Source organism: Kitasatospora sp. NPDC059648, from assembly GCF_042734825.1.
GTDB lineage: Bacteria > Actinomycetota > Actinomycetes > Streptomycetales > Streptomycetaceae > Kitasatospora.
Genome location: NZ_JBHWDU010000007.1, coordinates 57,194 through 83,369, shown reverse-complemented (window position 1 = coordinate 83,369; position 26,176 = coordinate 57,194). Strand labels below are relative to the sequence as shown.

Here is a 26,176-nt window from a genome sequence, read left to right as displayed (position 1 = left end):
GACCGTCAGGCGGCGATGAGCTCTCGCAGGTCGATGCCGTCGCGGTGCAGGGCGCGCAGGTCCTCGTGCAGGTCCGACGGCGGGACGACGAGCACGCCGCCGCGGGCGTGGTCGAGGCAGTAGCGGGCGACCGAGCCGCGCAGCAGGCGGCGCAGCCGCCCGCGCATCGAGCCGTGCCGCCCGGCGCTGATCACCAGCAGGTCATCGGGGCGGTCGGCCATGGCGGTCAGCACCGGCCCGGCCTCGCCGCGCATGACCAGCGGCTGCACGGCCAGGCCGATCGGCAGGCCGCCGAAGGCCTGCCCGAGCGCGCTCTCCAGTCGGGCCCCGGCCGCATCCTGCCAGACGCGGAGCAGCGGCGGGCAGGGGCGGGCGCGGTAGCTGCGCTCGCCGCCGACCGGGGTCCAGGCCAGCACCGGGACCAGCACGGCCCGCCGGGCCCGGGCCTCCTCCGCCGCCCGGTGCAGGGCGGTGAGGCTGTGCAGTGAGCCGCTTACTCCGACGATGACGCGCGCGTCGCCCGACATGATCCTTCGCTTTCCGATGCCAAATCGATTCAGTGTCTGTGATTATGGTGCCACAAGTGCGCCAGGGCCTGCAAATCAAAGGCATTCACTGAATATCGCCTTGAATCACTCGGGGCGTGAATGACTGCCCCTCAGCCTCCCGGCCCCTCGGCCTCCCGGACCTCCTGGAGCAGCCCCCAGGTGAAGTCGGCCGTCCAGGAGTGCGCTCGCCCGTCGGCATCCGGCGCCTCGAAGTCCAGCCGGAAGCGGGTCGGCGCGCTCCCCTCGCGCGGCACCGCCCCTGGGAACGCCGCCCCCACGTCGCCCACCACACAGCCCCAAGGCTCCAGGTCGGCGACAGTGCGCAGCACGGGCGGCGGGGCGCCGCCCGCCCGGACCAGCCACTCGTTCAGCACCGGCGCGCCGATCTCCGCCGGGCCGAGCAGCACCTCGAAGCGCAGTTCGGGCCAGAGTGGCAGCGCCCACTGGCGCGCGGTGCAGGCGAGGTCGCCGATCCGGCGCGGCCGGCTCGCCTCCGCCGGCCCGAGTACGGCGGCGTACCGGGCGGCGCCGCGCGGGAACCGGGGCGCCCTGACCATCGCCTGCCAGCGCTTGTTCGCCTCCCGCATCGAGGCACGGGTGGCACCGAGCCGCCGCACCGCCTCCTCGACCAGCTCCGGGCGGTAGTCGGCCATCCGGCGCAGCAGGAAGAGCTGGAACTCGGTGACCCCGAACCCGTTGACCGCCATACCGGCAGGCTAGCGCCCGAGCCTGTGTTCGAGCAGATGTTCGATTCACGGCGTAGGCTGGACCCATGCACGGCACCCTCCACCTCCAGCCCTCGCTGTTCGAAGAAGCCGCCGACCTCCGGCTCGGGCCGCTCGACGGCCTGCAGCGCCTGGTGCTCGGCGACGGAGCCTGGCTGGACGTGCTGCCCGGCTGGCTGCACGGGGCGGACCAGCTGTTCGAACAGCTGGCCGCGACCGTGCCCTGGCGGGCCGAGCAGCGCGAGATGTACGAGCGGACGGTCGACGTCCCCCGGCTGCTCGCCTCCTACACCGCCGACGCCGAACCGCCGCACCCCGTCCTCGGCGAGGCCCGTACGGCGCTCAGCCGGCACTACGCGCCCGAGTTGGGCGAACCCTTCCGCACCCTCGGGCTCTGCTACTACCGGGACGGCCGGGACAGCGTCGCCTGGCACGGCGACCGGATCGGGCGCGGCGCCCGCGAGGACACCATGGTGGCGATCCTCTCCGTCGGCGAACCGCGCGTCCTCGCCCTGCGGCCGCGCTCCGGCGGCGCGGCGGTGGTCCGTCGGCCGCTCGGCCACGGGGACCTGGTGGTGATGGGCGGCTCGTGCCAGCGCACCTGGGAGCACGCGATCCCGAAGACCGCCCGCCCGGTGGGCCCGCGGATCAGCATCCAGTTCCGTCCGCGCGGGGTCGCCTGAACCGTCCGTTTGCCGCCCGGCCGCCGGGCACGGAGGCTGGGCGGGTGGGGCCAGGCGGGTGAGGAGGCGGCATGCCGAAGGCGGGCAGGTACCACGAGGGCGTCCCCTGCTGGATCGTCCTGACCACCCCGGACCTCCCCCGGGCGGAGCGCTTCTACGGCGCGCTGTTCGGCTGGGAGTTCGTCCCGACCGGCCCCGCCGAGGCGGTCGCCACCCGGTACGGCGCCCAGGTCGCCGCGTTCACCTCCGCACCGCGGGCCTCGGTCTCCGCCCCCGCGCCGCAGTCCGCCGTCTGGACCACCTGCCTCGCCTCCCGCGACCTGCTGCGCACCGCGGCCGCCGTCCGCGCCGCCGGCGGCCGGATCGCCCGCGAGCCGTACGAGGTGCCCGACCAGGGCCGGGCCGCGCTCGCCGTCGACCCGCTCGGCGCGCCCTTCGGTCTCTGGCAGGGCGGCGGTGTCGACGGCGCCGCGCTGGTGAACGAGCCCGGCACCCTCACCTGGAACGAGCACCTCTCCTCCGACCCGGACGCCGCCCGGGCCTTCTACCACCGGGCCTTCGGCTACGGCTACGGCCGCCCCCGGGCGGGACACACCCTTGCCCGGGCCTCCGGCCTGCCCGCCTGCAGCATCGGGCCCGCCGACCCGCCCGGGGCCGCCCCCGGCTGGCGCGTCCACTTCGGGACGGCCGACACCGACCGCGCCACCGCCGCCCTGCGCGGCCTCGGCGGCACCGTCCGCACCGGGCCCGGACCGACGCCCTTCGGCCGCGCGGCCCTCGTCCGGGACGACGCCGGCGCGGAGTTCGTCCTGGTCGCCGTCCCGCCCGGGGAGTCGGCCGAAGCCGCCTGAACGAGGCCGCCGGACGGCTGCGCACGGCGCGGGAGTCCCAGGAGCACGGGGCCCTCGGCTCGTGTCCCGGCTCGGACGTCAGTCCTTCACCGCGCCGGCCAGGCCGGACACCAGCTTGCGCTGCACCGCGACGAAGAACACCAGCGCGCTTGATCCCGGCCCGGGAGGCGGGCGAATCCATGGCGGCCAGGTTCACGAAGTTTGCACTGCCCGACGTCGTATCGAAGACGAGGTGATCCGGGCCCGAAGGGGTACGTTCTGACAACCGCCGCCGAAGCGCGGAGGAACACCGGCAGGCCCAGACCAGGGAACGGACCACCGAGGTGGTCGCGGCCGGACTGCGCCCGGTGACCGCCTGGACCATCTCGGACGAGTCCCGCCTGCGCGCCGACCTGGCCCGGGTCCGCGCCCGCGGCTACTCGATCGACGACCGGGAGAACGAGCCCGAGGTGCGGTGCGTGGCCGCGCCGGTCTTCGACCACACCCGGTGAGGTGACGGCCGCTCTGTCCGTCTCCGGCCTCCCCTCCCGGATGGCCGCCGCCCGGGTCCGCGCCCTCGGCCCGGTGGTCGCCCAGGTCGGCCTGCGGATCTCCCGCGGACTGGGCTCCGACCGCCAGTCGTCCTGACGCCGCCCTCCGGCCCGAAGAGCCGGGACAAGCGGACGGGGCCCGGCACCTGTGAAGGCACCGGACCCCGTCCGACCATGGAGCGCCAGGCCCGGGTCGCACGGACTCTCCCTACTGAAAGTAGGGCGTGCTCTGGTAGCACCGCTGACGCCTGACGAGGGATCGGATCCCTCGCGACGGGAAGTACAGTACCAGTTCCGTGATCATCCACCGAATCGGAGGCGAACCCGGCATGACGAGCACCCGACCCGAGGCCGTTCCCTATGCGGACGGGCGGCTGCTGGACGTCCACCGGCCGACCGCCACCTCCACCGGCCCCGCCCCCGTCGTGCTGCTGTGGCACGGCTCCGGCCCCGACGAGCGCGACGTGCTGCACCCGCTCGCCCGGGAGGCGGCCGGGCTGGGCCTGTTGGTGTTCGTCCCCGACTGGCGCCCCGACCGGGAGGACGGCGGCCGCGCCGACCTGCTCGCCTCGCTCGCCTTCGCCCGCCGCAACGCCACCGCGTACGGCGGGGATCCGGAGCGCTTCGTGCTGGCCGGCTGGTCGCTCGGCGGCCGCGAGGCCGTCGCGGTGGCCACCCACCCCGAGACCCCGGCCGACCTGCGCCCCGCCGCCGCCGTCGGCATCGCCTCCGCGTACGGCCGCCCGGCCGCCACCACCGGCGACGCACCCCTCGACCACCTTGCCGAGGGGCCCTGCCCGGTCCCGATCTGGCTGGTGCTCGGCACGGCCGACGAAGTGGTGCCCGGCCGGCTCACCCACCAACTGCACGCCGCCGTACCGGCGTCCGAGCTCCTCGAACTCCCCACCGACCACGCCGGCGTGGTGATGACCACCTACAGCCCCGAGGCCAACCGCTGCCTGCCCGCCACCGACCCCGCCACCCTGGCCGCCGGCCGCCGGACCGCCGCCCTCCTGGCCCGCGCGGCCGGGATCCCGTCGTGACGGGGGCTCCACGGGTCGAACTGTCACAGTCGGCTGCACCATCGCCGTCATGGACGAGGACGCCCTGATCGAACGGCTCCGGCGGCGCGTCGGCACCGCCGTGCCGTCCCCCGTCACCGCCGAGCGCCTCGCCGCCGCCGAGGCCTCGCCCGGCTGTCCGCTGCCACCGCTGTTCGCCCGTCCCTACCGCGAGGTGGGCAACGGCGGGTTCGGCCCGGACCGCCACCCGCCCTGGCCCGCCGCCGCTCGCGTGGCCGGGCAACGTCCTTGAACCGCAGGTCAGTTGCCCGCGACCAGCTCCCGGAACCCGTGCCCGCGCTCCAGGGCCTCCAGGTCCCGCTGGAGCGGCGGGCGCGGGACGGTGAGCACCGGGCAGGTGGCGTGCCGGACGCAGTAGGCGGTGATCGACGGCCGGATCAACCGGGAGAGGCGGCTCCGCTCCCGGCCCGCACCGAGCACCAGGACGTCACCCGGCCGGTCCGCACAGCGCACCAGCGCGTGGCCGGTCTCCCCGCGCACGGCCTGGCAGCGCAGCCGGGCTCCGGCGTAGCACCCGGCGAAGGCCTCGTCCAGCGCCTTCCTCAGCCGGGAGACGGCGGCGTCGCGGCCGGCGTCGATCACCGGCGGGCCGACCACGCGGCGGTAGCCGAGCTCCTCCCCCGGCGGGGTCCAGCACAGCACCGCGAGCACCTCGACGTCCGTGCGCCGGGCCTCGGCCACCGCGTGGTGCAGGGCGGCGAGGCTGCCGAGCGAGCCACTGACACCGACCACGATCCGGCCCGCGTCCGCGCCGGTGTCCGCACCCGTGTCCGTCATCGCCCTCTGCCTCTCCGCCCGTGTCACCGAACCGGCCCGCGCCGTGTCCCCGGGCCGGCCCGAGCCGTGTCACCCCAGCAAAGCCGCCAGCACCCGCAGGGCCCCGCCCGTTGACACGGCCCTGACGCCGCGCCCGGCGTTCCGTACGCGTCCCTGATGCCCACCGGGCCCGGGGCCGTCAGGCCTTCGGTACCTCCGGCGCCTCCGCGTCCCACAGGTCGGCGAACATCCGGTCCAGATGCTCCTCGCCGATCGGCGGAACCGGCAGCGGGTGGGCGGCCCGGGTGCGGAAGCCGTCCAGCAGCAGGGCGAGGTAGCGGCGCCAGAGGTCGGGGCGCAACTCGGTGGCGGCGGGCAGGGCGCGGCAGAGCGGGCCGAGCAGGAAGAGCAGGTCCATGGTGACCACGTCCCGCCGCATGCTGCCCTGGTCCTGGGCGCGGGCGATCAGGGCGCCGACGGTGGCGGCGTGCCCGCGGCTGATCTCGATCATGCCGGGGATGGTCGGGATGGCCTGGGTGACCAGGTCGTTGATGCCGCGGTCGGCCGCGACGAGTTCGAAGATCCGCTCGAAGTAGCGTTCCAGGCCGGTCCAGGCGTCCTCGGCGGCGAGCGCCTCCTGCCCGGCCGCGGCCAGTCCGGCCCCGGCGTCCGCGAAGACCTCGGCGATCAGCGCCTCGCGGGTCGGGAAGTTCCGGTAGAGGGTGGCGTTGCCGACGCCGGCCGCCTTGGCGATCTGGTCCAGCGGGACGTCGAGTCCGTGCCGGGAGAACATCCCGCGGGCGGCGGCCAGCAGCAGGTCCCGGTTGCGCTGCGCGTCGCGCCGGAGCCGTCCCGGGGGGTTCGCGCTGCTCTGTGCCATGCGCAGACCCTAGCAACCGCACCGCCGCAGGGGGCCGTCGGCTCGACGGCCGGGCCGACAACTACCCCACGGGCAACGATCAAGAGCGGACCGGAACGGCCGCGGGGTACGGGGGCGGCATGGCCACGGTGACGGAGTTGCGGTACTACCCGGTGAAGGGTTGCGCCGGAGTGCGGGCCGAACAGGCGGAGTTGACCCCGGCCGGACTGGCCCACGACCGGGCGTTCATGGTGGTGGACGAGCGGGGCGTGTTCCGTTCCCAGCGGCGTGACGCACTGCTGGCCACCATCCGCCCGACGGTGGAGCCGGACGACCGGCTGGTCCTCGCCGCCCCGGGGGTCGAGCCGGTGGCGCTTGCCGTGGACACCGTGGGCCCGCGCCGCACGGTGGAGTTGTTCGGTGCGCCCTTCCTCGCCGTGGACCAGGGCGACCGGGCGGCCGACTGGCTCTCCCGGGTGCTGGGTGCGCCCAGCCGGCTGGTCCGGGTGCCGCCGGAGCACGACCGGGTGACCGACGGGCTGAACCCGGGGGCGTCCGGGTTCGCCGACAGCAGCGCGGTGCACCTGCTGTCCCGTTCCACCCTGGACGACTTCAACGCGCGCACCGACGGGGCCCCGCTGCCGATGGAGCGGTTCCGCCCGAACCTGGTGGTGGACGGCTGGTCGGAGCCGCACACCGAGGACCAGCTGCGCCGGTTCACCGTCGGCGGCGCCGAGTTGGGCTACACCAAGCCGGCGATCCGCTGCTCGGTGACGCTGGTGGACCAGTCCACCGGCGCCAAGGCGGGCCCGGAGCCGCTGCGCACGCTGGCGCGCTACCGCCGGGCGGCGGCCGGCGGGGTCGCGTTCGGCAGCAAGTTCTCGGTGCTGCGCCCCGGCACGCTGCGGGTGGGGGACGAGCTGACGGTCAGCGACTGGGGGCCGTCCGAGCTGTAGTGCCCGTTCCTCGACGAACGGCGTGCCGCGTCCGCGGGCCCGGCGGGCGTCCCCGCCGGGGCCACGGACGCGTCGGCGGGCGTCAGCAGGTCTGGTCGATCAGGGAGAACGTGGCGTAGTGGTCGCCGGTGTAGTAGTCCTCCTGGGAGGCCTCACCGGTGATGATCCGGCGGGTGCCGCGGGTCGGGGCACCCGGGGTGATGACGGTGTACTCGTGGTAGTACCCGTACGACTGGCTGGGCAGGACGCCCTCTCTGTTCCGGAAGACCACGCCGTCCTGCGAGTACGGGAACGGGCCGTCCGAGGCGATCAGGTTCAGGGTGTCGGTGGCCTCCGGCGGAAGAGCGGACAGGCACACCGTGCCGCTCACGTCGGCGTGCGCCTCGGTGGCGACGGCGACGGGGGCGAGGGTCATCAGGGCGACGGCGGTGATGGCGGCAGCGCGGGTCTTCCACGCGCGTAGAGTGCGGGTCATGGCCCCAGTGTGTCGAGCCACCGACAACTCCGAAAGGTCTCCGACAAGTTTTTACCCACGGGTAACTCTCGCTTCTCGCAAGCGACTTGAGCCCTACGTGGCCTCCTGGTGACGCACCGTCGAGCCCGTCCACGAACCGTCCTTACCACCCTTCGGTCGACTGCCATCGAACAATCGCGCGTGCCACTGTCGGACTGCTCACACCTTCACAGCACTCCCACAACGGTCCGCCCGCGCCGCATAGAGTGACGGATCGTGTCGGACCGGAACGATCTCTGACGGGGTGGACATGGACACGGGCGCCGGTACGGGTAGGGGTTCGGCTGTCGGCAGGGGCACCGCGCTGACCGCCCACCAGCTGATCGGGCTGCTGGTCGACCCGGACGGCTTCCACAGCTGGGACGAACCGCCCGCCGCGCCGACGTCCGCGTCGCCCACCTCACCACCGACCGCACCGCCCACCGATCCCGGCTACCGCGCCTCGCTCGACCGGGCCCGCGACCGCACCGGCCTGGACGAGGCCGTGCTGACCGGCCTCGGCCTGGTCGACGGGCGGCCGGTCGCCCTGATCGCCTCCGAGTTCGGCTTCCTCGGCGGCTCGATCGGCGTCGCCACCGCCGAGCGGATCACCCGGACCGTCGAGCGCGCCACCGCCGAGCGGCTCCCGCTGCTCGCCCTGCCGGTCTCCGGCGGCACCAGGATGCAGGAGGGCACGGCGGCCTTCCTCTGCATGCTCCGCATCACCGCCGCCGTCCAGGCCCACCGCGCAGCCGGCCTGCCCTACCTCACCTACCTGCGCAACCCGACCATGGGCGGGGTCTTCGCCTCGTGGGGCACCCTCGGCCAGCTGGTCTTCGCCGAGCCGGGCGCCCGGCTCGGCTTCCTCGGCCCGCGGGTGTACGAGGAGCTGCGCGGCGTGGAGCTGCCGGCGGGCGTCCAGCTGGCCGAGACACTGGCCGGGCACGGACTGGTGGACGCCGTGGTGCCGCCGCAGGAGCTTCGCGAACTGCTCCGCCGCACGCTCGCCGTCCTCGGCACGACGCCTCCCCCTTATAGGGATGCGGCCCCGTCCGTTCACAGGGGCCCCGCGCGGTCCGACGGCTCCGCCGGACAGCCCGCCCCGCACCCCGACGCCCGGAGGTCCGACGCCCCGCACCCCGACGCCTGGGACTCCGTGCGCCGCACCCGCCGCCCCGACCGCCCCGGCGCCCGCGAGCTGCTGCGCCGCACCGCCGAGGAGCTGGTGCTGCTGGACTCGCCCGGCGGCCGCGACGGCGCACTGGTCCGGGCACTCGCCGTGCTCGGCGGCCGGCCCGTCCTGGTGGTCGGCCAGCAGCGGCGGACCGCGGAGCACGAGCGCCCCTTCACCGCCGCAGACCTGCGGGCCGTCCGGCACACCGCGCGGCTGGCCGAGCAACTGGGCCTGCCGCTGGTCACCGTGGTGGACACCGCAGGGGCCGAGCTGTCCGCGCGGGCCGAACTGGACGGGATCGCGCTGGAGATCGCGCACTGCCTGACCACCCTGCTCGCGCTGCGCACGCCCGTCCTCGCCGTCCTGCTCGGCCAGGGCTCCGGCGGCGGCGCACTGGCACTGCTTCCCGCCGACCGGGTGCTCGCCGCCGGACACGCCTGGCTGGCACCGCTGCCGCCGGAGGGAGCGTCGGCGATCGTGCACCGGGACGGCACGCACGCTGCCGAGCTGGCCCGGGCCCAGGGCATCGGCGCCCACGACCTGGCGCGGGTCGGGCTGGTGGACGAGGTGGTCCCGGAGCTGCCGGACGCCGCCGAGGAGCCGGAGGCCTTCTGCGCACGCCTGGGAACCGCGCTCGGTGTGGCGCTCGGTGAGCTGTCCATGTCCGGGGAGGCGGGCCGGCTCGCCTCCCGGGCGCTTCGGCACCGTCGCCTCGGCGACCTTCGGTGACCACGAGTGAGCGGTTCCGAGCGAGCCGTGACCATATCCTGTGGTGTCGGACACAGGCCGTCAGCACTCAAAGTGGTGTGACCGGGTCGTCCGGTGACCACCACGGCGCCCGAGCGGTGAGTGCGCTCACAAGGGATTCGCGGCTACGACGAGCGGTAGTGACGGGTCCGACCCCGTCACCGCACCCCCGCGACCACCGCGGCCGCACCGGCGTTCTCCCAGCTCGGTGGCACTGTCCGCGCCCCGGTCGAGCACCCCTTGGAATGCATGGCCACCGTCGCAGGTACGACCTCGCGTCGTAACGAGGGGGTCTTGGCGGGGGCCGACCCCGTCTGCCAACAATGGCTCTCGTCGTCAGCCGCACCGGCTCCTGTCCCGCCGGTGGACGGCTTTCCGCCGAGTCGCGCCCCACAACCGCAACGGCCCCTGTCCGGCCCGTGGTCCTGGGTGGGGCGCGACTCGGCCCAACCCGATTGAGGTCCTGTCTTACATGCCCGCTTTCAAGCTACGTATGCGCACTTCCGCCGCGATCCTGGCCGGCGCCGCCGGTGTGACCGCCCTGGGTGCCGCCGTGGTCCCCGCCACCGCGAACGCCGCCACCGCCTCCCCGAAGGCCATCGCCGCCCGGATCGTCCCGGCGAACCAGCTGGCCTCGTTCAGCCAGATCATCTCCCACGAGTCCGGCTGGAACGTGACCGCGACCAACCCGAGCTCGGGCTCGTACGGACTGGGCCAGGCCCTGCCGGCCTCCAAGATGGCCTCCGCCGGCGCGGACTGGAGGACCAACCCCGCCACCCAGATCAAGTGGGCGCTGGACTACATGAACACCCGCTACGGCAGCCCCAACGCCGCCTGGGCCTTCTGGCAGACCCACCACTGGTACTGAGCCGACCGACCGTCGGCGTAGCGACTTCCGACCCGTCTCCTGACCATTCCCCTCTCACCCCGGGGGCCGGACAGGGAACCGCCGGGGTGACCCGACAGGGCCCGAGCCCGCGCGAACCGCGTGGCCCGGGCCCTGTCGTGCTTCCCGCCCCCGGCCACCGTCCGCTCCGCGGTTTCCTCCGTGGTTCGGAGCCCCGGGTTCGTAGCTCCGCGGTTCAGAGCTCCCCGGTGAGCCCCAGCAGCTCCCGCATCCGCGCGTACTTGGCGGCCAGCCGCTCGGCGGTCGCACGGTCCAGCGCGGCCAGGCGGGCCGGGTCGGAGTTGTGCGCCAGGTCGGCGCGCTTCACCAGCAGCGCGCCCGGCGTGGCCAGGATGCGCGCCGTGTACGCCTCGACCGGCTCCTCCGGCCGCCGGGTGAGGGCGTCCACGATCGCCTTGGTCGTCTCCGGCAGCGCGGCCCGCGCCAGCCACTCCCGGCTCAGCCGCCCGTCCTCGACGGTGTCGTGCAGCCATCCCGCCGCGATCTGCGCCTCGCTGCCGCCGCGCGCCGCCGTTCCGCGCGCAACCGCGGCGATGTGCTCTCCGTACGGGTGGCCGTTCTTGTCCACCTGCCCCTCGTGGGCACGGCGCGCGATGGTCTCCACCTCGGACAGGCTCAGGTACTGGTCCTCCACCGGCTCATCGTAGGCCCGCCCGCCGGGCCGCTCCCGTCGGGGCCCGTTGATCAACTCGCCGAAGGCCACTGGTTTACTGCCTCAGGGGGGTTCTCGGCGGTCTCGGTGGTCCAGGGCCCCCGGGCGGGGCGACACCCGCCCCACCCGGCAGACCCGTACGAGCGATCCGAGGAACGATGCCCGCCCTCCACCCGCTGCTGTCCGCCTTCGCCCCGATCTGGGCCCTCACCGCGGTCGGCTACGTCGTCGCCCGGGCCGGGCTGATCGGACCGCAGGCGGAGATGGTGCTGACCCGCTACGTCTTCCACGTCGCGATGCCGGCCGCGCTCTTCCTCATGATCGCCCGCACCCCGCTGGGCCACTTCGCCAACCCGTCGATGCTCGCCTTCGTGGCCGGCGCCGCCGCCGCGACCGGCCTCGGGCTGCTCGCCGGGCGCACGCTCTTCCAGCGCAGGCGCGGCGAACTGGCGATCGGCGCGATGGCCGCCGGCTACGTCAACTCCGCCAACCTCGGCATCCCCGTCACCATGCAGGTCGTCGGTGACGCCTCCTTCGTCGGACCGGTGATCCTCTTCCAGATCCTGCTGGTCACCCCGGCCGTCCTGGCCGTCCTGGACAGCGGCGCGGCCGGCCGCCGGGCCCTGCGCACCCTGCCGCTGCGCAACCCGATCCTGCTCGCCACCGCGCTCGGCGCCGCCGCCTCCGCGACCGGGCTGCACCTGCCCGCCGAACTCCACCGCTCCGCCGAACTGCTCGGCGGTGCCGGGGTGCCGACCGCCCTGGTCGCCCTCGGCATGTCGCTGCACAACCGCCCACCGGCCGACGGCCTCTCCCGCCGTGCCGAGGTGGGGCTGACCGTCGCGATCAAGACCCTGGTCCAGCCGCTGGTCACCCTGGTCGTGGCCGGCCCGGTGCTCCACCTGCCGACCCACCAGCTGCTCACCGTGGTGCTCTTCTCCGCCCTGCCGACGGCGCAGAACATCTACACCTACGCCCGCGAGTACGGACAGGGCACCGACCTCGCCAGGGACACGGTGCTCTGGTCGACGCTGGTGTCGATGGTGACCCTGTCCGTGATCACCTGGACGCTCGGGCCCGCGTAACCTCCTCGTTCCCGCCTACTCACTCCCGCCTACTCACTCCTGCCCGCTCACTCCTGCCGGGCGGCGGCCACCACGGAGGTCATCGCCTCCAGGAAGCGCCGGGCCGTCGCCAGCTCGGCCGGGTCGAACCGGCCCATCGCCGCGACCAGGTCCCCGATCAGCCCGCCGAAGAAGCCCTGCCCCAGCTCCATCGCCCGCTCCTCCACGACCAGCCTGACCTTGCGCCGGTCCCCCGGATCGCGCTCGCGGCGGATCAGTTCGAGCCGCTCCAGCCGGTCCACCAGACCGGTGGTGCCCGCCGAGTTCAGCCGAAGTGCCTCTCCGAGCCGGCCCGGGGTGACCACCTCCCCGGCCCGGGCGGCGTCCAGCAGGTGGATCAGGGCCCGCAGGTCTGTCGGGTGCAGACCGCTACGGGCCGCGAACTCGGCCCCGAACAGGTCGAGTTCGACCGTCAGGCCGCGCAGCAGATGGACCAGCCGCATCGGCTCCTCAACCTCGGACACCCTCTCGTCCTTCCTCGGGCACGTGTGTGCCATTATTCTCTCGTTCAGCGAGATACTTGTTCAACGAGCGATTAAGCGACCGTCCCAGCAGGTGGTCCCGTGCGTCGACCGCCATGCGATCACACCACACCGCGGAGGCCCGCCATGTCCGCCCGCACCGCTCCGTCCCACCCACCGCGCCTCGCGCCCTTCCTCGCCGCCTACGACGCGCTGCTCGCCCGCTGGCCCGTCCCGGTCGAGCCGCTCACCGTCCGCGCCGCCCACGGCACCACCCGGGTCAACGCCTGCGGACCCGCCGACGGCCACCCCCTCGTCCTGCTCCACGGCGGCGGCGCCACCTCCACCATGTGGTACGCCAACGCCGGCGCCCCGGCCGAGGCCGGCCACCGCGTCCTCGCGGTCGACCTCATCGGCGACCCCGGGCGCGGCGTCCACGACAGCACCCCCTCGGGGACGTTTCCGGCCTGCTCGGCTGGCTCGACGCCGTGCTCGACCAACTGAGCGTCCGCACCGCCGACTTCTGCGGCCACTCGTACGGCGGCTGGATCGCCCTCGAATACGCCCTGCACGCGCCCGCCCGGGTCAGCCGCCTCGCCCTGCTCGACCCCACCCAGTGCTTCGCCGGCTACCGCCCCGGCTACCTCCTGCGCGACCTCCCCCTCTTCCTCCCCCGCCGCACCCCGACCCGCGCCCGCAGCTACCTCGACTGGGAAGCCGCCGACGCCCCCCGCACCGACCCCGACTGGCGCGAGCTCTACGCCCTCGGCTACGCCGACTTCCCCGCCTCCCCCGTCATCACCGTCCCCCGCCCCTCCCCCACCAGACTCCGCACCCTCGCCACCCCCCTCCTCACCCTCTACGCCGAACACTCCCGCGCCCACGACCCCCAGCGCACCGCCGACACCACCCGCCGCACCCTCCCCCGCGCCACCGTCACCACGATCCCGGGCGCCTCCCACCACAACCTCCCCATGTCCGCCGCCCCCGAGGTCAACCGCCACCTCCTCGACTTCCTCACCCCACCCCGCCCCTGACCCCCACCCCTCCGCACGGGAAGTCGCCCCCACCCGAGTTCCCGCCCGTGCCGCCTCCCGACGCCCCGAACCTCGCCGACGCCCGGCCCCGGTCGCGAGCGCAAGCCCTTCACGGTGACGTCGGGACCGGTCCGAAAACCCTTGGACCGCACGGAGACCGGCTTGCTGAAATGGGAGACGGCCGCCGTCGGAGTCGAAGGGATGCGGCGATGACCGAGATCAGGGTGCACCTGTCGGTGCGCGACCTCACCGACGCGGACCTTCCGTCGTGCGGCTGGGCCGGCTCGCCCAAACACGTGCGCGAGCTCGTCCACCAGATCCGCCGCGCCGAGGCGGGCGAGATCGACTATCTGGCGGTCTGCACACCGGTGGGGCTCCCGGTGGCGGTCGGCGGCATCGACTACACGGTCAAGCCCGGCGCCGGCACGCTCTGGCGACTCGGCGTCCACCCGGCCCTGCAGTCCTGCGGGATCGGCACGCTGCTGATCCGCGCCGCCGAGCAGCGGATCGGCGCCCGGGGCCTGACCCGCGCCGAACTCGGCGTCGAGGAGAGCAACCCACGGGCCCGCGCCCTCTACGAACGCCTGGGCTACCGGGCGTACGGCCGCGAGCTCGACTCCTGGGACGTGGAAGCCGAGGACGGCTCGCTGCAGCGGTACGAGACGATGTGCACGCTGATGCGCAAGGACCTGACGTGACCGCGGATTTCGCGGTGTTCGTCGCCGATGCGACGGCCGACCCGGCCGTCGTCGGCCTCGTCCTCAAGGGCTCCCGGGCCCACGACGGCATGGCCACCCGCCACTCCGACCACGACCTCTACGTCATCCTCGCCGACGACACGGCGAGCGAGCTGACCACGCTCAACGGCTACCGCTCCGCGCGGCTCGACCTGGTCGTCACCACCCTCGAACGGTTCCGCCGGCCCGCCGACTGGGAGCGGTACGCCATCGCCCGCTCCCGGGTGCTGCTCGACCGCCGCGACGGGGAGGTCACCCGGATCGTCGCCGCGACGGGACGGCTGGGCACCGACGAAGCCTTCCGGTCCGCCGCCGCCCTGCTGGACGCCTACACCAACTCGCTCTACCGCTCGGTCAAGAACCACCGCGACGGCAACCCGCTCGCCGGCCACCTCGACGCGGCCGCCAGTGTCGGATTCCTGCTCGACCTGCTCTTCACCCTCGACCGCCGACCGCGCCCCTACAACAAGTACCTGGCCTGGGAACTGGCCCGGTTCCCGCTGCCCGGCTGGGAGAGCGCCGCGCTGCTGGACACCGTCGCCCGGATCACGGCGACCGGCGAAGTCGCGCCGCAGCAGCGGCTCTTCGCCCGGGTCGAGGCAGCCGCCCGAGCCGCCGGCCACACGGGGGTGCTGGACGCCTGGGGCGAGGACCTGCTCCTGATGCGGCCAGGGTGGCACGGCACGGCCACTGTCTCTTCGCATCAATCCTCCAGGCCGCGAGGTGCGGCCCGGACAGGGTGGCCGGACCGACACCAACTGCGCCACCGACCCGACGGCGTGGTGCGACCCCCTTGGTCACGCAGTCGAGGGCGGTCGGCAGAATGACGGAATGACCGACCTGCACACGCTGAGCTGGCAGTACGTCGTGGGACTCGCCGAGCCGGCGGACCTGCCGATGGCGGCCGCCCACCTGCTCGCCGCCGGCCTGGACTCCCCCGCGCTGCGCGATCTGGCCGGGCGGCCCCGGGGTGACGCCACCGACGAGCTCTTCCGCGAGGCACTGCACGAGCTCGGCACCGAACTGCCCGACGAACACACCGCCGACCTCTGTCTGCTGCACCACCTGGCGGCCCGGCTGTCGGCCGGGGAGCTGTCGGCCGGCGAGGTGGCGGCCGAGGTCTGGTACCGCTGCCTGCCGGGAGACACCGAGGCCGAGCGGGAGTTCCTCGACACCATCGGCCCCGAGTACTGGGTCGAGACGCTCTCGTACGGGCCACCCGAGGGATACCAGGCGTGGAAGGACTCGGTGCGTGCGGCCGCCGAGCGGCTGTGCCGGGCCGAGCCGCCGGTCCGCTAGCCACGGGTCAAGCGCCTGGGGTGGGCCACGCCTTCCTCCGCGCTGGGCGGGCGGCCAGGTGGCGGGGACTGGTGGACGGCCGGATCCCACGACGGTGGGGGCTGGTCGCTGTGGGCTACCGGCCCCTCTCGGAGGGCACCCGCCTCCGGATCGGCCGTCAACGGCCAGCCGACCGTAACGCCGCAGCGGTCGGCCCGGGCCGGCGCGGCGCGGTCTGCTCCGGCGCGGAACGGACCGGGCCGGTCCGTTCCGAGCCGGAGCAGCCGACGTCAATAGATCAGGTAGCCCGGGCGGTGCCCCTCGTCCTCGATCTCCCCGGTGGCCTGTGCCCGCAGCTTGCGGGACAGTTCTTCGAGGGCCCGAGAGGCAGCGACCTCCTCGCCGATCCTGGCGAGCGGACGGTCCTCCGCGCTCTTCTCGGCCTCTCCGTGCGCGCTCAGGCCCGGCGCCCTCGCGCCCGTCAACCTGGCGTCGCACACCGTGTGCACGCCGTCTTCGTCGAAGCTCAGCTCCACGTCCCACTGGTTGTGCATCGCCACACCTCCTGGCGCCGGCCCCCGTCACGCCGGTCCGGGCCGACCAGGACGGTGGGCCCGTGGCGGCCGCTCACACCAGCGTGCGCCCGCCCCGCCCGTGGCGGCAAGCGCGGCAGTTGCCGCGAGCACCGGCCCGGCACTGCCGCGTCCGATCGGCCCGGCCGCCGACCCGGCGGTACGCTGACGGGAGCGCGCCGCAAACGCCGCCCCTCCCCCGGACCCGCCGGCGCGGCGCGGGGCAGCGACAACTGGTGGTCCCTCCGTGGCGGTCTTCCTCCTCGCTCTGGGCGCGGCCTGCTGTCTGGGGCTCGGCTTCGTGCTCCAGCAGCACGCGGCGCAACGGGCCCCGCGTACCGACATGCTGCGCTGGCGCCTGCTGCTGGATCTGCTGCGGATGCCCGAGTGGCTGCTCGGCACCGGATTCATGGTCAGCGGCCTGCTCCTCTCCGCGCTCGCGCTGAACCAGGGCGAGGTGTCGCTGGTCGAGCCGCTGCTCACGACCAACCTGCTCTTCGCCATGGCACTCTCCCGGGTGCTGACCCATCAGACCCTCGGCCGCTCCGGCTGGGCCGGGGTCCTGCTGCTGGGCCTCGGGGTGACGGCGTTCATCGTGGCCGGGCAGCCGACCGGGGGCGGTCCACCCGCCGGGGAACTGCGCCACTGGCTGGTGGTCGGCACGGTGGTCGGGCTGACCCTGCTGCTGGTCGCGCTCGCCCGGCGGCTGCCGCTGTTCGAGGAGGCCACCCTGCTGGCCCTCGCCGCCGGACTGCTCTACGGCCTCCAGGACGCGTTGACCCGCACCACCACCCAGCACCTCGGCCACAGCGGCTTGGCGGTGGTGCTGCGCACCTGGCAGCCGTACGCGGTCATGGTGGCGGGCGTGGTCGGGCTGCTGCTGGTGCAGAGCGCCTTCGAGGCCGCGCCACTGCGGATGTCGCTGCCCGCGCTGACCGCCGCCCAGCCACTGTCGGGGATCGCCTGCGCGGTCGGCTTCCTCGGCGACCGGCTGCGGGTCACCCCGGGGGCGCTGGTCTGGGAGGTGGCCGGGCTGGTGGCGATCGTGATCGGAGTGATCGTGATCGGCCGGCATCCGGCGATGCCCGGAACTGTCCGGGACACCCTGGAGAGCATCGGTGCTTCACCGGAGGACGAGTCGGGAAGTGCCGCCGGCCCGGACCGGGACAACGGCGAAACCGGCGGCCGCGACAGCGACAGCAGCGTCGCCGGGGACGGCGCCCGTGACCGCTGTGAGGGCACCGGCTCCGGCGCTGACGCGAACCGGAAGCGCGAGTAGGCGGACCGACGTGCCGGAGTGCCCAGGCGGACGCCGTGGTCGGCGGGGCGGTCGCGGGCGTCGGCGTGGCCTGTCCCTGGTGCGCGCCCGGCGGCGGGGCGACCGCAGCGCATGCCGCGCGCCGCGCTCCCGCTGGTGCTGGGCGTGCACCAGTTGATCGAGGCACCCGTCTGGCTCGGCACGGACGGTGAGCTGCCGTCGGCCGTCACCGTGACGGTCCGTGCCGCCTGAGCGGTGATCGCCTTGCCGCTGTTGCCCGTCCCGGTTCCCACCGGGGTACGGTGCGCGGCCCACGAGCCCGGGCACCGGCCGGCCTCAACCGTCGCCGCGTGCTCGCCCTGCCGGCCCTACTGGGCGTAGCGATCGCGATCCCGCCCGCAGCCGACGTCGCTGCCCACCCGGTGACGGCCGACCGGCACGGCCGCACCCCCGGTTGCGCCATCGACACCCCCACCCGGCCACTCCTGTTCGCCGGCTATCTGCTCATCACGGTCGGCTCCCTCCTGGTCAGTGGAGACCGTCTGCTCCGCCTCGGCCTGGCCACCGGAGCGGGCGCCGTACTCTGCGCCCCGCTCTGGCGGTTCGCGTTCGCCTCCACCTGGTGCGCCCTCGCTGCCTTGGCCAGCCTCCTGCTCCTCCGCTGCAGGGCACCCGGCCCTCGAACCGTCGCTGAACGGTGGTTCGCGGTCCGTCCGGGCGCCGTCCGTCGCTCGAAGCCCGACCGCTACGGCCGTGCCGCCTCCAGCGTGACGCCCGCGACGCCCGTGACCTCCGTGGCCTCCGTGCCTTCCGTCACCAGCTCATCGGCCTCGGCACGCCCGTGCCCGCGCTGGCGGTCCATCTCCCGCCACTCCGGCCGCAGGCCGGTCAGCGTGGTGGTGGCGAAGTACAGCACCCCGGCCGTGAGCAGGCCGGGTATCAGACCCACCAGCGCGACGGCCGCGCCCGCGAGGACGCCGCCGAGCGGGATGCCGGCCCAGGCCAGGGAGTCACCGAGGGCGTGGACGCGGCCGAGCAGGTGTCGGGGCACCCGTTCGAAGAGGACCGCGCCGAGGATCGGGTTGAGGAATCCGGAGCCGAAGCCGCCCACGGCGAAGACCGCGACCACCGCCCACATCGGCGCGTCCAGCGCGAGCACCAGGAAGCGGGGCGCACCGGCGAGCAGGAAGCCGACGAAGAAGACCGTACGGCGGGGCAGCCGGTGGGCGAGCGCGGCCGCGACCAGGCTGCCGGCCACCGCGGTGACGCCCAGGACACTGCCGAGCAGCCCGAGCGCGGCCGGGCCGTTGCCGGACTCCCGGGCCCAGACCGGCAACAGGACGGTCGAGAACCCCGCGTCGAGCAGGTTGGTGATGCCGACCATGACGGTCACGGTGAGCAGCAGCGGCTCGGCGCGGAGGAAGCCGAAGCCCTCCCGGAACATCCGCCAGTAGCCGCTGCCCGGCTGGTCCGCCTCCGCCGGAACCAGGCCCGCACCCGGGCCCGCACCCCCGTCCGGGGCCGCACCCGCGTCCGGGGCCGGCGCTGCGACCGGGACGGCCGAACGCCCCGTGCCCGACGGCAGCGCCAGGGCGATGATCAGCGACCCGAGCGCGAAGGTGCCCGCGTTGACCGCCAGCCCCGCGAGCGGCCCCACCACAGCGACCAGCCCGCCACCCACCGCCGGTCCGATCGTGGAGGCCAGCCGTTCGGTGACGCCGGACAGCCCGGTGGCCCGCTCCATCGGCACCCGGGCGTGGTCGGCCGCCTCCGGGACCATGACCGACTTGGCCAGGTCCCCGGGCCCGCGCATCGCACCGATCACGGCGACCATCGCCAGCAGAGTCCAGAACGGCAGCAGCCCCTGGGCGTGCAGCGACGGGACGAGCCCGGCCGCGACGGCGCTCACCGCGTCCGTCGTCCAGGACACCACGCGCGGCCCGAGCCGGTCGACCACCGGCCCGGTCAGCGCCTTGACCACCACGTACGGCGTCATCTCGGCGAAGGCGACCAGGCCGGTCAGGGTGGCGCTGCCGGTGGTGGCCAGCACGAACCAGGGCAGGGCGATGGCGGAGACCCGTGTCCCCGTCAGGGAGACCGCCGTGGCGGCGAGCACCCCGACCAGCGGCCGCAGGCTGCGCACCGGCGCAGTGGCGACGGTGGCGGTGGTCATTCGGCTCTCCCCTCACCCGGTTCGGACAGCCCCTGGGCGTCGGGCAGCACGTGGACCACGACGGAGACCTGCTCACTGCCCTCCGGCACCGGCCCCTCGGCGCCGACCCGCCGGTAGCGCCGCAGGACCGCCGAGAGCTCCGCGGTCAGCTGCTCGGCCTCGCCCGGCGTGATCTGCAGCAGCACGTCGCTGAAGTCGATCGCCTTGCGCCAATCCCTGGGCATCGTCTCGAAGGAGTCGAGCACGCGCTGCCCGGCCAGGGTGTGGCCGGCCAGCACGGCGCGCAGGAACCCGACGGCCGTCTCGGGCTCCTCGTCCGCCATGTCCTCGCCCGTCCAGACCGTCATCCGGTGCGCCGAACGCCACCACCGCTCCCGGGCGTTGCCGCGTTCCTCGTCCTCCTCGACGAAGCCCGCGGCGGCGAGCTGGCGCAGGTGGTAGCTGGTGGCTCCGGAGTTGAGCCCCAGCTGCTCGGCGAGCCTGGTCGCCGTGGACGGGCCGTGCTTGCGCAGCAGCCCGACCAGTTGCATCCGCACGGGATGGGCCATCGCTTTCATGCCCTTGGCAGTGAGGACGACGTGCGGGTCGTCACTGTGCATCCAGCCGCGGTCTTCGGTCATGGCCAGGAGCCTAGGACTGCAAAGATCCATTTGCAAAGCTTTTTTTGCAAGCTCTTCCTTGCGGTCGCCGAGCGAACACCTGTGTGCCCCGAGCGACCGTCCCCGCCGGTCGGCGGATCACCCACCCGCCGCTCGGCGGGGGCAGGGCCCCGGTTCGCGTCCCGGAGCCGGATTGTCACCCGGGCGTAGGAGGAGCAGGCTGGCAGCAGGGCCGGGGACGCGGCCCGCCCCGGTCGGCCGCGGACTCGATGACGGCCGCCGGTCAGGCACGAGGGGCAGGGCGATGGCACGCGGGAAGCTCTGGGGCTACGTCGCTTCGGGGGCCCGGGCGCTCGGCGCGCTCGGCGGCACGGGCGGCACGGGCGGCGCCGAACGCAAGGGCGGTACGGGCACTCCGGACGGCCTCGGGCCGCACCCGCCGTTCGCGATGGCCGGGCCCAGGACGCTCTCCCGGACGGAGCTCGACCAACTGCGCTGGACCGGCCGTCAGGCCGGGTGCGAGCCGCAGGCGCGGCACGTCCAGGTCGCCGAGGTGGTGCGCCGGGTGGTGCGCGGGGGCGGCCGGGCGGCGGCCGTCACGGTCCGCCTGGCGCCGGGGCTGCCGGTGGTGGCCGGGGACGCCCGCCGGATGGAGGCCGCGGTGGCCGCGCTGGTCGACCACGCGATCCGGCGCAGCCCGCTGGGCGGCCGGGTACTGGTCCGGGCCGACATCGGGCGCACCGGACCGGCGGCGCCCCGGACCGGAACCGGGCGGAGCCGGGCCGCCGCGCGCGGCCGCGAACGAGTGGAGATACGAATTTCCGACCGCGGCGCGTACGAGCCGCCCGCGGCCCGCGAATGGCTGCTCGCGGGCGTGCGGCCGTCCGGGCCGGTCGGCCCGGCGCTGCACAGCCTGGTGCTCGCGGCGGGTGGACGGCTCGCGGTCGAGCCGACACCCGGCGGCGGCCTGACCGTGGTGCTGCTGCTGACGGTCGCCTACGACTGATCGGCCCGCCGCTGATCCGCCGGCGCCGCCCGTCAGCCGGCGCCGCACGGCGAACGGCGGCCGCCGAACCTAGACTTGCCCCATGCCCCGGCTCAACGACCAGGTCAGGGAGCTGCTCCAGGAGTACGCCGACCTGATCAACATCACCGGCGGGGACGCCTTCCGGGCCCGCGCCTACGAGAAGGCCGCCCGAGCCGTCGGCGGCCACCCCGAGGACCTGGCCGACCTGGACGTCAAGGGACTGCAGCAGATCCCCGGCGTCGGCAAGTCCACCGCCGAGAAGATCGCCGAGTACCTCGCCACCGGAAGGATCCCCGCGCTGGAGTCCCTGCGCGCCAAGATCCCCTCCGGCGTACGGGAGATGATGGCCGTCCCCAGCGTCGGCCCCAAGCGCGCCCTCGCCCTCCACCGCGACCTCGGCATCTCCTCCGTGGACGAACTCGCCGGGGCGATCCGCGCCGACAAGCTGACCGGAGTGGCCGGTTTCGGTGAGCGCAGCGGTGAGAAGATCCTCCACGGCATCGAGCTGATGCGGCAGTCCGGCGGACGGACCCTGCTCGACACCGCCACCGAGCTGGCCGAGCAGCTGGTCGAGGCGCTCTCGGCCGTCCCGGGCTGCACCCACTGCGCGTACGCGGGTTCGCTGCGCCGGATGCGCGAGACGGTGGGCGACATCGACGTGCTGGCGACCGCCGCCGACTCCGCCCCGCTGATGGCAGCGCTCACCGGACTGCCGTACGTGGCCGAGGTGATCGGCAGCGGGCCGACCAAGACCTCGGTCCTCACCACCCAGGGGATCCAGGTGGACCTGAGGGTCGTCCCGGAGGAGGACTGGGGCGCCGCGCTGGTCTACTTCACCGGCTCGAAGGCGCACAACATCAAGCTCCGCACGATGGCGGTGCGGGCCGGGTTGAAGCTCTCCGAGTACGGCCTGTTCGAGGTCGACGGCGCCGCACCCAGGGGCGCCAGGGGGGCGAAGGGCGCGAGGGCCGCGAAGGTGGGCGGCGGGCCGGGCGCGAGGACGGAGGGCGTCAAGGTGGTGTCCGCGACCGAGGACGAGGTGTACGCCGCCCTCGGCCTGCCGTGGATCCCGCCGACGCTGCGCGAGGACCGCGGCGAGATCGAGGCCGCGCTGAACGGCGAACTCCCGGACCTCATCGAGGAGTCGGACCTTCGCGGGGACCTGCACACCCACACCGACCTGACCGACGGCCTGGCCACCCTCACCGAGATGATCGACACGGCCGCGGCCCGCGGCTACTCCTACTACGCCGTCACCGATCACGCTCCGGACCTGGTGATGCAGCGGATGACCGACGAGAAGATGCTCGCGCAGCGCGAGGAACTGCGCCGACTCGCCGACCGCCACAAGAAGTTGCGCCTGCTGCACGGCACCGAGCTGAACATCGGCCCGGACGGGGGCGTGGACTGGCCGCCCGAGTTCCTGGCCGGCTTCGACGTCTGCGTGGCCTCCGTGCACTCGCACTTCAACCTCGACCGCGCCGCCCAGACCCGCCGGTTGATCCGCGCCTGCGAGAACCCGTACGTCCACATCATCGGCCACCTCACCACCCGGCGGATCGGGCGGCGCGGACCGATCGACGTCGACCTGGACGCGGTGTTCGAAGCCGCCGCGCGCACCGGGACCGCGATCGAGATCAACAGCTCCCCGCAGCGGCTCGACCTGCGCGACGAGGACGTCCTGCGGGCCAAGCGGCACGGCGTGCGCTTCTCGATCGACAGCGACGCGCACGCCACCGGCCACCTCGCCTACCCGCGCTTCGGCATCGGTACGGCGCAGCGCGGCTGGCTCACCGCCGAGGACGTGATCAACGCCTGGACGTGGCAGAGGCTGAAGCGCTTCCTCCGCAAGGACGCACTGCAGAAGTAGCACTACGGATGTGGCGCCCCTGGCCGGCCGCACGGCACGACACCCCACAGCCCACGCCTGCCGGCCCCGGTCAGCACCCGCCGAGCGAAGCCCCCGGCGAGCCCAGCACCCGGGCCGCACTGCGGTGCCCGAGCCCGGTCGCCGACCGCAGGTCCCCGGTGTCCAGGAACCCGGCCAGGAAACCGGCGGCGAAGGCGTCCCCGGCGCCGGTGAGGTCGCGCACCTCGGCGACCGGCGGCACCGGCACGGTGAACAGGCCCTCGCCCGGCACGTCGACCGCCGTCGGTTCGGCCCCCGACTTGGTGACCACCGTCGTGGCCGCCAGCCGGGCGCGCTCCGGCCCCGGCAGGCCGTCCACCAGCAGACCGAGGAAGGCGGACTCGGAGCGGTTGGCGAACACGAAGGTCGGCGCCAACCCGGCCAGCAGGGCGAGGAACCGCTCCCGCCCGAACTGCTCCAGCATCCCGGTGGAGGAGGCGTCCACCGAGGTGGCGCCGCCCGCCCGGCGGACCCGGGCGAGCGCGTCGGCCGCCGTCCGACCGACCGGCTCGCCGTCGAAGGAGTAGCCGGGCACGTGCAGGTGCGTCAGGCCGGCCAGCCACTCGTCCGGGACGCGCTCCAGCAGCTTGGCGGCGCCGCGGTCGGGCAGCATGGTGCGCTCGCCGTCCGGGTCGATCAGCACCACGACGCTGCCGGTCCGGCCGTGCCGCTGCACCCGTACGTCCACGCCGTGGCCACCGAGTTCGGCGACGATGCCGTCCCCGACCGCGTCCGCACCGACGCAGCCGAGGAAGCGGACCGGGCACTGCCCGGCGGCGAAGCAGGCGACGTTGGCTGCGCTGCCGCCGCGCCGGCGGAACACCCGGGCCCCGGAGTCGGTGCCGTGGCGCAGCGGGCCGTCGGCCCACACCACGATGTCCTCGACGAGGTCGCCGAGCACCCCGAGCACGGGTCAGGCCCCGGAGGACGCGGCGGCGGGCCCACCGGACCGGGCGGCACCGGACCGGGCGGCCAGGGCGGTGGCGATCTCGCCGCCGAGGCGGACGTTGCCCCGGTAGACCTCGACGTTGACCTCCAGGCTGCGGCCTTCGGTGTCGCGCTGGATGTGGTCGAGCAGGAACGGGGTGGAGGCGTTTCCGGTGATGCCCCGGCGTTCGGCCTCGGACCAGGCGCGGGCCAGGATGCCGTCCAGTTCCTCCGGCGGCAGCTGCTTGGCGGGGTCGACCGGATTGGCGATCAGGACGGCCTGCGGCAGGTCGAGCCGGTCGCGGGCGTCGATGACGGCCGCGGCCTCCTCGGGCGACTGGACGGCGAAGTTGATCTCGTGTCCGGAGTCGGTGACGTAGAAGCCGGGGTACTTGGTGGTGCGGTAGCCGATGACCGGGATGTTGAGGGTCTCGAAGCGCTCCAGAGTGGCCCGGATGTCGAGGATGGACTTCACGCCGGCGCTGATCACGGTGACCGGCGTGGCGGCCAGGGTGGTCAGGTCGGCGGACTCGTCGAAGCTCTCCGAGGCGCCGAAGTGGACGCCGCCGAGGCCGCCGGTGGAGAAGACCCGCACGCCCGCGCGGTGGGCGAGGAAGGCGGTGGCGGCGACGGTGGTGCCGCCGTGGCGGCCGAGCGCGGCGATCACGGGCAGGTCGCGCAGGCTGACCTTGTCCAGACCGTCGGCGGCGGCCAGTTCGGTGATCTGCTCCGTACTCAGACCGACCGTGGGGACGCCGGCGTGCACGCCGACGGTGGCCGGGACGACGCCCGCTCCGCGCAGCTGCTTCTCGGCCTCCAGCGCGACCGCCAGGTTGCGGGGCCGCGGCAGGCCGTGGGTGAAGATCGTCGACTCCAGGGCGACCACGGGACGGCCGTCGGCGACGGCCTGCGCGACCTCCTCGGAGATCCGGATGGCGGGGGTGCCGGCGGGGTCGGCGGTGCTGGCGGTGCTGGCGGGCTGTCCGGTCATGATGCGAGCTTCCTGTGAGATGCCACGGCGGTGGGGCAACGTGACGATCAGCGTAGGGAGGGTTCGGATCGGAAACCAGAAAGAGTACTGGTGGTTTTGATAGACGATCACCTATTGGTTCGCCCTAGGATGATCCCCATGGGCTTCACGTTGCGTCAGCTGGAGGTCTTCCTGACCGTCGCCGAGACGCTGCACTTCGGCCGGGCCGCCGAGCGACTGCACATCTCGCAGCCGACGGTCAGCCAGGAGGTCGCCCGCTTGGAGCGGACCGTCGGCGTCGAGCTGTTCGACCGCAGTCGCCGCTCGGTCGCGCTGACCGGGGCCGGCGAGGTGATGGCAGCCGAGAGCGCACGGCTGCTCGAACAGGCCGGGGCGCTGCTGACCCGGGTCCGGCTGCACGAGGAATCCCGGCTGGGGACGGCCAGGATCGTCGCCTCGCCCAGCGTGGTGAACCGACTGCTGCCCGCCGTGGTCAGCCGCGCCGAGCAGGAGCTGCCCACGCTGGACACCGCCGAACTCGCCGTCGACACCGGGCAGGTCTCGACGACCCTGGCCGGCGAGCTCGCCGACATCGGCCTCGGCCGCTTCCTGGAGGACGTACCCGGCTACCAGCTGGAGCGGATTGCCGACGAGCCGGTCCTGGTCGCCCTCGGCAGGGACCACCCGCTGGCCGCGCGGGCGAGCCTGCGGCTGGCCGAACTGCGCGACCTGCCGCTGCTGTTGTGGCCGCGTGAGCAGCACCCCCGGTACTACGACCACGTGCTCGGCCTGTGCGCGGACCACGGAGTCGACCCGCCGGTGCTGGTCAGCCCGCCGCGGATCGTCGGCTCCCGGCTCTACCTGCTCGCTCGCAACCGCGCCTTCTCGCTGGTGCCCGGCTCGATGACCGGCCACCTCACCGAGGACGTGTCCACCGTACGGCTGGAGGGGCGGGCCACCCTGCCGCTGGAGATGCAGTGGCGCAGGGACGACCGGCGGCCCCCGCTGGCTACCCTGCGCAACGTGATCCGGCAGGAGGCGGCGAGGCTGGAGGACCGGTAGGGGCCACGGGACCTCCCGCAGCCACACAGCCGGCAGCGCCCACAGCAGCTGTAGTGATCCGCACCAGCCGCACTGCCCA

Annotated in this window: 28 protein-coding genes and 4 pseudogenes; 20 read left to right on the top strand and 12 right to left on the bottom strand. The window is 74.3% G+C overall.

Annotation, left to right across the window (positions count from 1 at the left end):
* Nucleotides 1-5: 5 nt before the first annotated feature.
* A complete protein-coding gene (locus tag ACFV1W_RS07000) occupies nucleotides 6-527 on the bottom strand; it encodes a universal stress protein (RefSeq protein ID WP_380413835.1) in 522 nt (173 codons plus the stop codon).
* A 131-nt stretch (nucleotides 528-658) separates the two neighbouring features.
* Nucleotides 659-1,255: a hypothetical protein gene (locus tag ACFV1W_RS06995; RefSeq protein WP_380413833.1), complete on the bottom strand. Its 597-nt coding sequence runs from the start codon at nucleotides 1,253-1,255 to the stop codon at nucleotides 659-661.
* 65 nt (nucleotides 1,256-1,320) lie between these two features.
* Between ACFV1W_RS06995 and ACFV1W_RS06990 the strand changes: the two genes are divergently transcribed.
* From ACFV1W_RS06990 to ACFV1W_RS06965, 6 genes are all read left to right on the top strand, one after another.
* A complete protein-coding gene (locus ACFV1W_RS06990) occupies nucleotides 1,321-1,956 on the top strand; it encodes an alpha-ketoglutarate-dependent dioxygenase AlkB (RefSeq protein ID WP_380413832.1) in 636 nt (211 codons plus the stop codon).
* A gap of 71 nt (nucleotides 1,957-2,027) precedes the next feature.
* On the top strand, nucleotides 2,028-2,807 hold the full coding sequence (locus ACFV1W_RS06985) for a VOC family protein (protein WP_380413830.1): 780 nt from the start codon (nucleotides 2,028-2,030) through the stop codon (nucleotides 2,805-2,807).
* Nucleotides 2,808-3,130: 323 nt separating this feature from the next.
* The gene (locus ACFV1W_RS06980; protein ID WP_380413829.1) at nucleotides 3,131-3,298 is read left to right on the top strand and encodes an IclR family transcriptional regulator C-terminal domain-containing protein; all 168 of its coding nucleotides are present in this window, start codon (nucleotides 3,131-3,133) and stop codon (nucleotides 3,296-3,298) included.
* Between the two features lies 1 nt (nucleotide 3,299).
* On the top strand, nucleotides 3,300-3,434 hold the full coding sequence (locus ACFV1W_RS06975) for a hypothetical protein (protein WP_380413827.1): 135 nt from the start codon (nucleotides 3,300-3,302) through the stop codon (nucleotides 3,432-3,434).
* Between the two features lie 232 nt (nucleotides 3,435-3,666).
* Nucleotides 3,667-4,380 carry an alpha/beta hydrolase gene (locus ACFV1W_RS06970; RefSeq protein WP_380413825.1) on the top strand — a complete coding sequence of 238 codons (714 nt, stop codon included), beginning with the start codon at nucleotides 3,667-3,669 and terminating at the stop codon, nucleotides 4,378-4,380.
* A gap of 49 nt (nucleotides 4,381-4,429) precedes the next feature.
* Nucleotides 4,430-4,651, top strand: a complete 222-nt coding sequence (locus tag ACFV1W_RS06965; protein WP_380413823.1) for a hypothetical protein — start codon at nucleotides 4,430-4,432, stop codon at nucleotides 4,649-4,651.
* Nucleotides 4,652-4,659: 8 nt separating this feature from the next.
* On the opposite strand, the gene ACFV1W_RS06960 is transcribed toward ACFV1W_RS06965, so the two are convergent.
* Together ACFV1W_RS06960 and ACFV1W_RS06955 are read right to left on the bottom strand one after the other, a co-directional pair.
* A complete protein-coding gene (locus ACFV1W_RS06960) occupies nucleotides 4,660-5,196 on the bottom strand; it encodes a universal stress protein (protein ID WP_380413821.1) in 537 nt (178 codons plus the stop codon).
* Nucleotides 5,197-5,374: 178 nt separating this feature from the next.
* Nucleotides 5,375-6,055: a TetR/AcrR family transcriptional regulator gene (locus tag ACFV1W_RS06955; RefSeq protein ID WP_380413819.1), complete on the bottom strand. Its 681-nt coding sequence runs from the start codon at nucleotides 6,053-6,055 to the stop codon at nucleotides 5,375-5,377.
* A 119-nt stretch (nucleotides 6,056-6,174) separates the two neighbouring features.
* On the opposite strand from ACFV1W_RS06955, the gene ACFV1W_RS06950 reads away from it, so the two are divergent.
* Complete coding sequence (locus tag ACFV1W_RS06950) at nucleotides 6,175-6,990, top strand: MOSC domain-containing protein (protein ID WP_380413817.1); 816 nt, start codon at nucleotides 6,175-6,177, stop codon at nucleotides 6,988-6,990.
* 82 nt (nucleotides 6,991-7,072) lie between these two features.
* Here the strand turns inward: ACFV1W_RS06950 and ACFV1W_RS06945 are convergent, their stop codons facing one another.
* Nucleotides 7,073-7,465, bottom strand: coding sequence for a ribonuclease (locus tag ACFV1W_RS06945; RefSeq protein WP_380413815.1), 393 nt, complete (start codon nucleotides 7,463-7,465; stop codon nucleotides 7,073-7,075).
* A 289-nt stretch (nucleotides 7,466-7,754) separates the two neighbouring features.
* Here ACFV1W_RS06945 and ACFV1W_RS06940 point away from each other — a divergent pair, with 289 nt between their 5' ends.
* Together ACFV1W_RS06940 and ACFV1W_RS06935 are read left to right on the top strand one after the other, a co-directional pair.
* Nucleotides 7,755-9,386, top strand: a complete 1,632-nt coding sequence (locus ACFV1W_RS06940) for a carboxyl transferase domain-containing protein (protein WP_380413970.1) — start codon at nucleotides 7,755-7,757, stop codon at nucleotides 9,384-9,386.
* A gap of 511 nt (nucleotides 9,387-9,897) precedes the next feature.
* Nucleotides 9,898-10,272, top strand: a complete 375-nt coding sequence (locus ACFV1W_RS06935) for a transglycosylase SLT domain-containing protein (protein WP_380413813.1) — start codon at nucleotides 9,898-9,900, stop codon at nucleotides 10,270-10,272.
* Between the two features lie 214 nt (nucleotides 10,273-10,486).
* On the opposite strand, the gene ACFV1W_RS06930 is transcribed toward ACFV1W_RS06935, so the two are convergent.
* On the bottom strand, nucleotides 10,487-10,945 hold the full coding sequence (locus ACFV1W_RS06930; protein ID WP_380413811.1) for an HD domain-containing protein: 459 nt from the start codon (nucleotides 10,943-10,945) through the stop codon (nucleotides 10,487-10,489).
* A 176-nt stretch (nucleotides 10,946-11,121) separates the two neighbouring features.
* Here ACFV1W_RS06930 and ACFV1W_RS06925 point away from each other — a divergent pair, with 176 nt between their 5' ends.
* Nucleotides 11,122-12,048: an AEC family transporter gene (locus ACFV1W_RS06925; protein WP_380413809.1), complete on the top strand. Its 927-nt coding sequence runs from the start codon at nucleotides 11,122-11,124 to the stop codon at nucleotides 12,046-12,048.
* 47 nt (nucleotides 12,049-12,095) lie between these two features.
* On the opposite strand, the gene ACFV1W_RS06920 is transcribed toward ACFV1W_RS06925, so the two are convergent.
* The gene (locus tag ACFV1W_RS06920; RefSeq protein ID WP_380413968.1) at nucleotides 12,096-12,530 is read right to left on the bottom strand and encodes a MarR family winged helix-turn-helix transcriptional regulator; all 435 of its coding nucleotides are present in this window, start codon (nucleotides 12,528-12,530) and stop codon (nucleotides 12,096-12,098) included.
* Between the two features lie 165 nt (nucleotides 12,531-12,695).
* Between ACFV1W_RS06920 and ACFV1W_RS06915 the strand changes: the two are divergent.
* The 4 genes and pseudogenes from ACFV1W_RS06915 to ACFV1W_RS06900 all read left to right on the top strand — a co-directional run bounded on the left by ACFV1W_RS06915 (nucleotide 12,696) and on the right by ACFV1W_RS06900 (nucleotide 15,621).
* Nucleotides 12,696-13,585 (top strand): annotated as a pseudogene (locus tag ACFV1W_RS06915) (alpha/beta fold hydrolase).
* Between the two features lie 209 nt (nucleotides 13,586-13,794).
* Complete coding sequence (locus ACFV1W_RS06910) at nucleotides 13,795-14,283, top strand: GNAT family N-acetyltransferase (RefSeq protein WP_380413807.1); 489 nt, start codon at nucleotides 13,795-13,797, stop codon at nucleotides 14,281-14,283.
* Nucleotides 14,253-14,993, top strand: a pseudogene (locus tag ACFV1W_RS06905) (hypothetical protein); the annotation flags it as partial. The gene ACFV1W_RS06910 and the pseudogene ACFV1W_RS06905, both read left to right, overlap by 31 nt.
* Before the next feature lie 160 nt (nucleotides 14,994-15,153).
* Nucleotides 15,154-15,621 carry a hypothetical protein gene (locus ACFV1W_RS06900; RefSeq protein ID WP_380413805.1) on the top strand — a complete coding sequence of 156 codons (468 nt, stop codon included), beginning with the start codon at nucleotides 15,154-15,156 and terminating at the stop codon, nucleotides 15,619-15,621.
* Between the two features lie 269 nt (nucleotides 15,622-15,890).
* Here ACFV1W_RS06900 and ACFV1W_RS06895 read toward each other — a convergent pair whose 3' ends face one another.
* Entirely contained in the window at nucleotides 15,891-16,154 is a 264-nt protein-coding gene (locus tag ACFV1W_RS06895) for a dsRBD fold-containing protein (protein WP_188302898.1), read from the bottom strand.
* 265 nt (nucleotides 16,155-16,419) lie between these two features.
* Here ACFV1W_RS06895 and ACFV1W_RS06890 point away from each other — a divergent pair.
* The 3 genes and pseudogenes from ACFV1W_RS06890 to ACFV1W_RS06880 form a co-directional block, all read left to right on the top strand.
* A pseudogene (locus ACFV1W_RS06890) lies at nucleotides 16,420-17,259 on the top strand (DMT family transporter); the annotation flags it as partial.
* Nucleotides 17,260-17,562: 303 nt separating this feature from the next.
* Complete coding sequence (locus ACFV1W_RS06885; protein ID WP_380413803.1) at nucleotides 17,563-17,682, top strand: DUF6629 family protein; 120 nt, start codon at nucleotides 17,563-17,565, stop codon at nucleotides 17,680-17,682.
* A 50-nt stretch (nucleotides 17,683-17,732) separates the two neighbouring features.
* Nucleotides 17,733-18,083 (top strand): annotated as a pseudogene (locus tag ACFV1W_RS06880) (DUF6629 family protein); the annotation flags it as partial.
* A 92-nt stretch (nucleotides 18,084-18,175) separates the two neighbouring features.
* Here the strand turns inward: ACFV1W_RS06880 and ACFV1W_RS06875 are convergent.
* On the bottom strand, nucleotides 18,176-19,603 hold the full coding sequence (locus ACFV1W_RS06875) for an MFS transporter (protein ID WP_380413801.1): 1,428 nt from the start codon (nucleotides 19,601-19,603) through the stop codon (nucleotides 18,176-18,178).
* A complete protein-coding gene (locus ACFV1W_RS06870; protein WP_380413799.1) occupies nucleotides 19,600-20,223 on the bottom strand; it encodes an ArsR/SmtB family transcription factor in 624 nt (207 codons plus the stop codon). The genes ACFV1W_RS06875 and ACFV1W_RS06870 overlap by 4 nt, the downstream gene beginning before the upstream one ends.
* Before the next feature lie 283 nt (nucleotides 20,224-20,506).
* Here ACFV1W_RS06870 and ACFV1W_RS06865 point away from each other — a divergent pair, with 283 nt between their 5' ends.
* The gene (locus ACFV1W_RS06865) at nucleotides 20,507-21,208 is read left to right on the top strand and encodes a hypothetical protein (RefSeq protein ID WP_380413798.1); all 702 of its coding nucleotides are present in this window, start codon (nucleotides 20,507-20,509) and stop codon (nucleotides 21,206-21,208) included.
* 82 nt (nucleotides 21,209-21,290) lie between these two features.
* Nucleotides 21,291-23,099 carry a helix-hairpin-helix domain-containing protein gene (locus ACFV1W_RS06860; RefSeq protein ID WP_380413796.1) on the top strand — a complete coding sequence of 603 codons (1,809 nt, stop codon included), beginning with the start codon at nucleotides 21,291-21,293 and terminating at the stop codon, nucleotides 23,097-23,099.
* A 70-nt stretch (nucleotides 23,100-23,169) separates the two neighbouring features.
* On the opposite strand, the gene ACFV1W_RS06855 is transcribed toward ACFV1W_RS06860, so the two are convergent.
* A complete protein-coding gene (locus tag ACFV1W_RS06855; protein WP_380413794.1) occupies nucleotides 23,170-24,048 on the bottom strand; it encodes a carbohydrate kinase family protein in 879 nt (292 codons plus the stop codon).
* A gap of 3 nt (nucleotides 24,049-24,051) precedes the next feature.
* Nucleotides 24,052-25,056 carry a pseudouridine-5'-phosphate glycosidase gene (locus tag ACFV1W_RS06850; protein ID WP_380413792.1) on the bottom strand — a complete coding sequence of 335 codons (1,005 nt, stop codon included), beginning with the start codon at nucleotides 25,054-25,056 and terminating at the stop codon, nucleotides 24,052-24,054.
* A 138-nt stretch (nucleotides 25,057-25,194) separates the two neighbouring features.
* On the opposite strand from ACFV1W_RS06850, the gene ACFV1W_RS06845 reads away from it, so the two are divergent.
* Nucleotides 25,195-26,097 carry a LysR family transcriptional regulator gene (locus ACFV1W_RS06845; RefSeq protein ID WP_380413790.1) on the top strand — a complete coding sequence of 301 codons (903 nt, stop codon included), beginning with the start codon at nucleotides 25,195-25,197 and terminating at the stop codon, nucleotides 26,095-26,097.
* Nucleotides 26,098-26,176: the final 79 nt, after the last annotated feature.

Coding starts and splice junctions, on each gene's coding strand:
- ACFV1W_RS06875 (WP_380413801.1), bottom strand. CDS start 19,603: ATGACCACCGCCACCGTCGCCACTGCGCCGGTGCGCAGCCTGCGGCCG.
- ACFV1W_RS06925 (WP_380413809.1), top strand. CDS start 11,122: ATGCCCGCCCTCCACCCGCTGCTGTCCGCCTTCGCCCCGATCTGGGCC.
- ACFV1W_RS06895 (WP_188302898.1), bottom strand. CDS start 16,154: ATGCACAACCAGTGGGACGTGGAGCTGAGCTTCGACGAAGACGGCGTG.
- ACFV1W_RS06960 (WP_380413821.1), bottom strand. CDS start 5,196: ATGACGGACACGGGTGCGGACACCGGCGCGGACGCGGGCCGGATCGTG.
- ACFV1W_RS06940 (WP_380413970.1), top strand. CDS start 7,755: ATGGACACGGGCGCCGGTACGGGTAGGGGTTCGGCTGTCGGCAGGGGC.
- ACFV1W_RS07000 (WP_380413835.1), bottom strand. CDS start 527: ATGTCGGGCGACGCGCGCGTCATCGTCGGAGTAAGCGGCTCACTGCAC.
- ACFV1W_RS06870 (WP_380413799.1), bottom strand. CDS start 20,223: ATGACCGAAGACCGCGGCTGGATGCACAGTGACGACCCGCACGTCGTC.
- ACFV1W_RS06900 (WP_380413805.1), top strand. CDS start 15,154: ATGACCGACCTGCACACGCTGAGCTGGCAGTACGTCGTGGGACTCGCC.
- ACFV1W_RS06990 (WP_380413832.1), top strand. CDS start 1,321: ATGCACGGCACCCTCCACCTCCAGCCCTCGCTGTTCGAAGAAGCCGCC.
- ACFV1W_RS06920 (WP_380413968.1), bottom strand. CDS start 12,530: ATGCGGCTGGTCCATCTGCTGCGCGGCCTGACGGTCGAACTCGACCTG.
- ACFV1W_RS06965 (WP_380413823.1), top strand. CDS start 4,430: ATGGACGAGGACGCCCTGATCGAACGGCTCCGGCGGCGCGTCGGCACC.
- ACFV1W_RS06845 (WP_380413790.1), top strand. CDS start 25,195: ATGGGCTTCACGTTGCGTCAGCTGGAGGTCTTCCTGACCGTCGCCGAG.
- ACFV1W_RS06970 (WP_380413825.1), top strand. CDS start 3,667: ATGACGAGCACCCGACCCGAGGCCGTTCCCTATGCGGACGGGCGGCTG.
- ACFV1W_RS06885 (WP_380413803.1), top strand. CDS start 17,563: ATGCCGCGCGCCGCGCTCCCGCTGGTGCTGGGCGTGCACCAGTTGATC.
- ACFV1W_RS06865 (WP_380413798.1), top strand. CDS start 20,507: ATGGCACGCGGGAAGCTCTGGGGCTACGTCGCTTCGGGGGCCCGGGCG.
- ACFV1W_RS06860 (WP_380413796.1), top strand. CDS start 21,291: ATGCCCCGGCTCAACGACCAGGTCAGGGAGCTGCTCCAGGAGTACGCC.
- ACFV1W_RS06950 (WP_380413817.1), top strand. CDS start 6,175: ATGGCCACGGTGACGGAGTTGCGGTACTACCCGGTGAAGGGTTGCGCC.
- ACFV1W_RS06935 (WP_380413813.1), top strand. CDS start 9,898: ATGCGCACTTCCGCCGCGATCCTGGCCGGCGCCGCCGGTGTGACCGCC.
- ACFV1W_RS06850 (WP_380413792.1), bottom strand. CDS start 25,056: ATGACCGGACAGCCCGCCAGCACCGCCAGCACCGCCGACCCCGCCGGC.
- ACFV1W_RS06910 (WP_380413807.1), top strand. CDS start 13,795: ATGACCGAGATCAGGGTGCACCTGTCGGTGCGCGACCTCACCGACGCG.
- ACFV1W_RS06955 (WP_380413819.1), bottom strand. CDS start 6,055: ATGGCACAGAGCAGCGCGAACCCCCCGGGACGGCTCCGGCGCGACGCG.
- ACFV1W_RS06945 (WP_380413815.1), bottom strand. CDS start 7,465: ATGACCCGCACTCTACGCGCGTGGAAGACCCGCGCTGCCGCCATCACC.
- ACFV1W_RS06985 (WP_380413830.1), top strand. CDS start 2,028: ATGCCGAAGGCGGGCAGGTACCACGAGGGCGTCCCCTGCTGGATCGTC.
- ACFV1W_RS06995 (WP_380413833.1), bottom strand. CDS start 1,255: ATGGCGGTCAACGGGTTCGGGGTCACCGAGTTCCAGCTCTTCCTGCTG.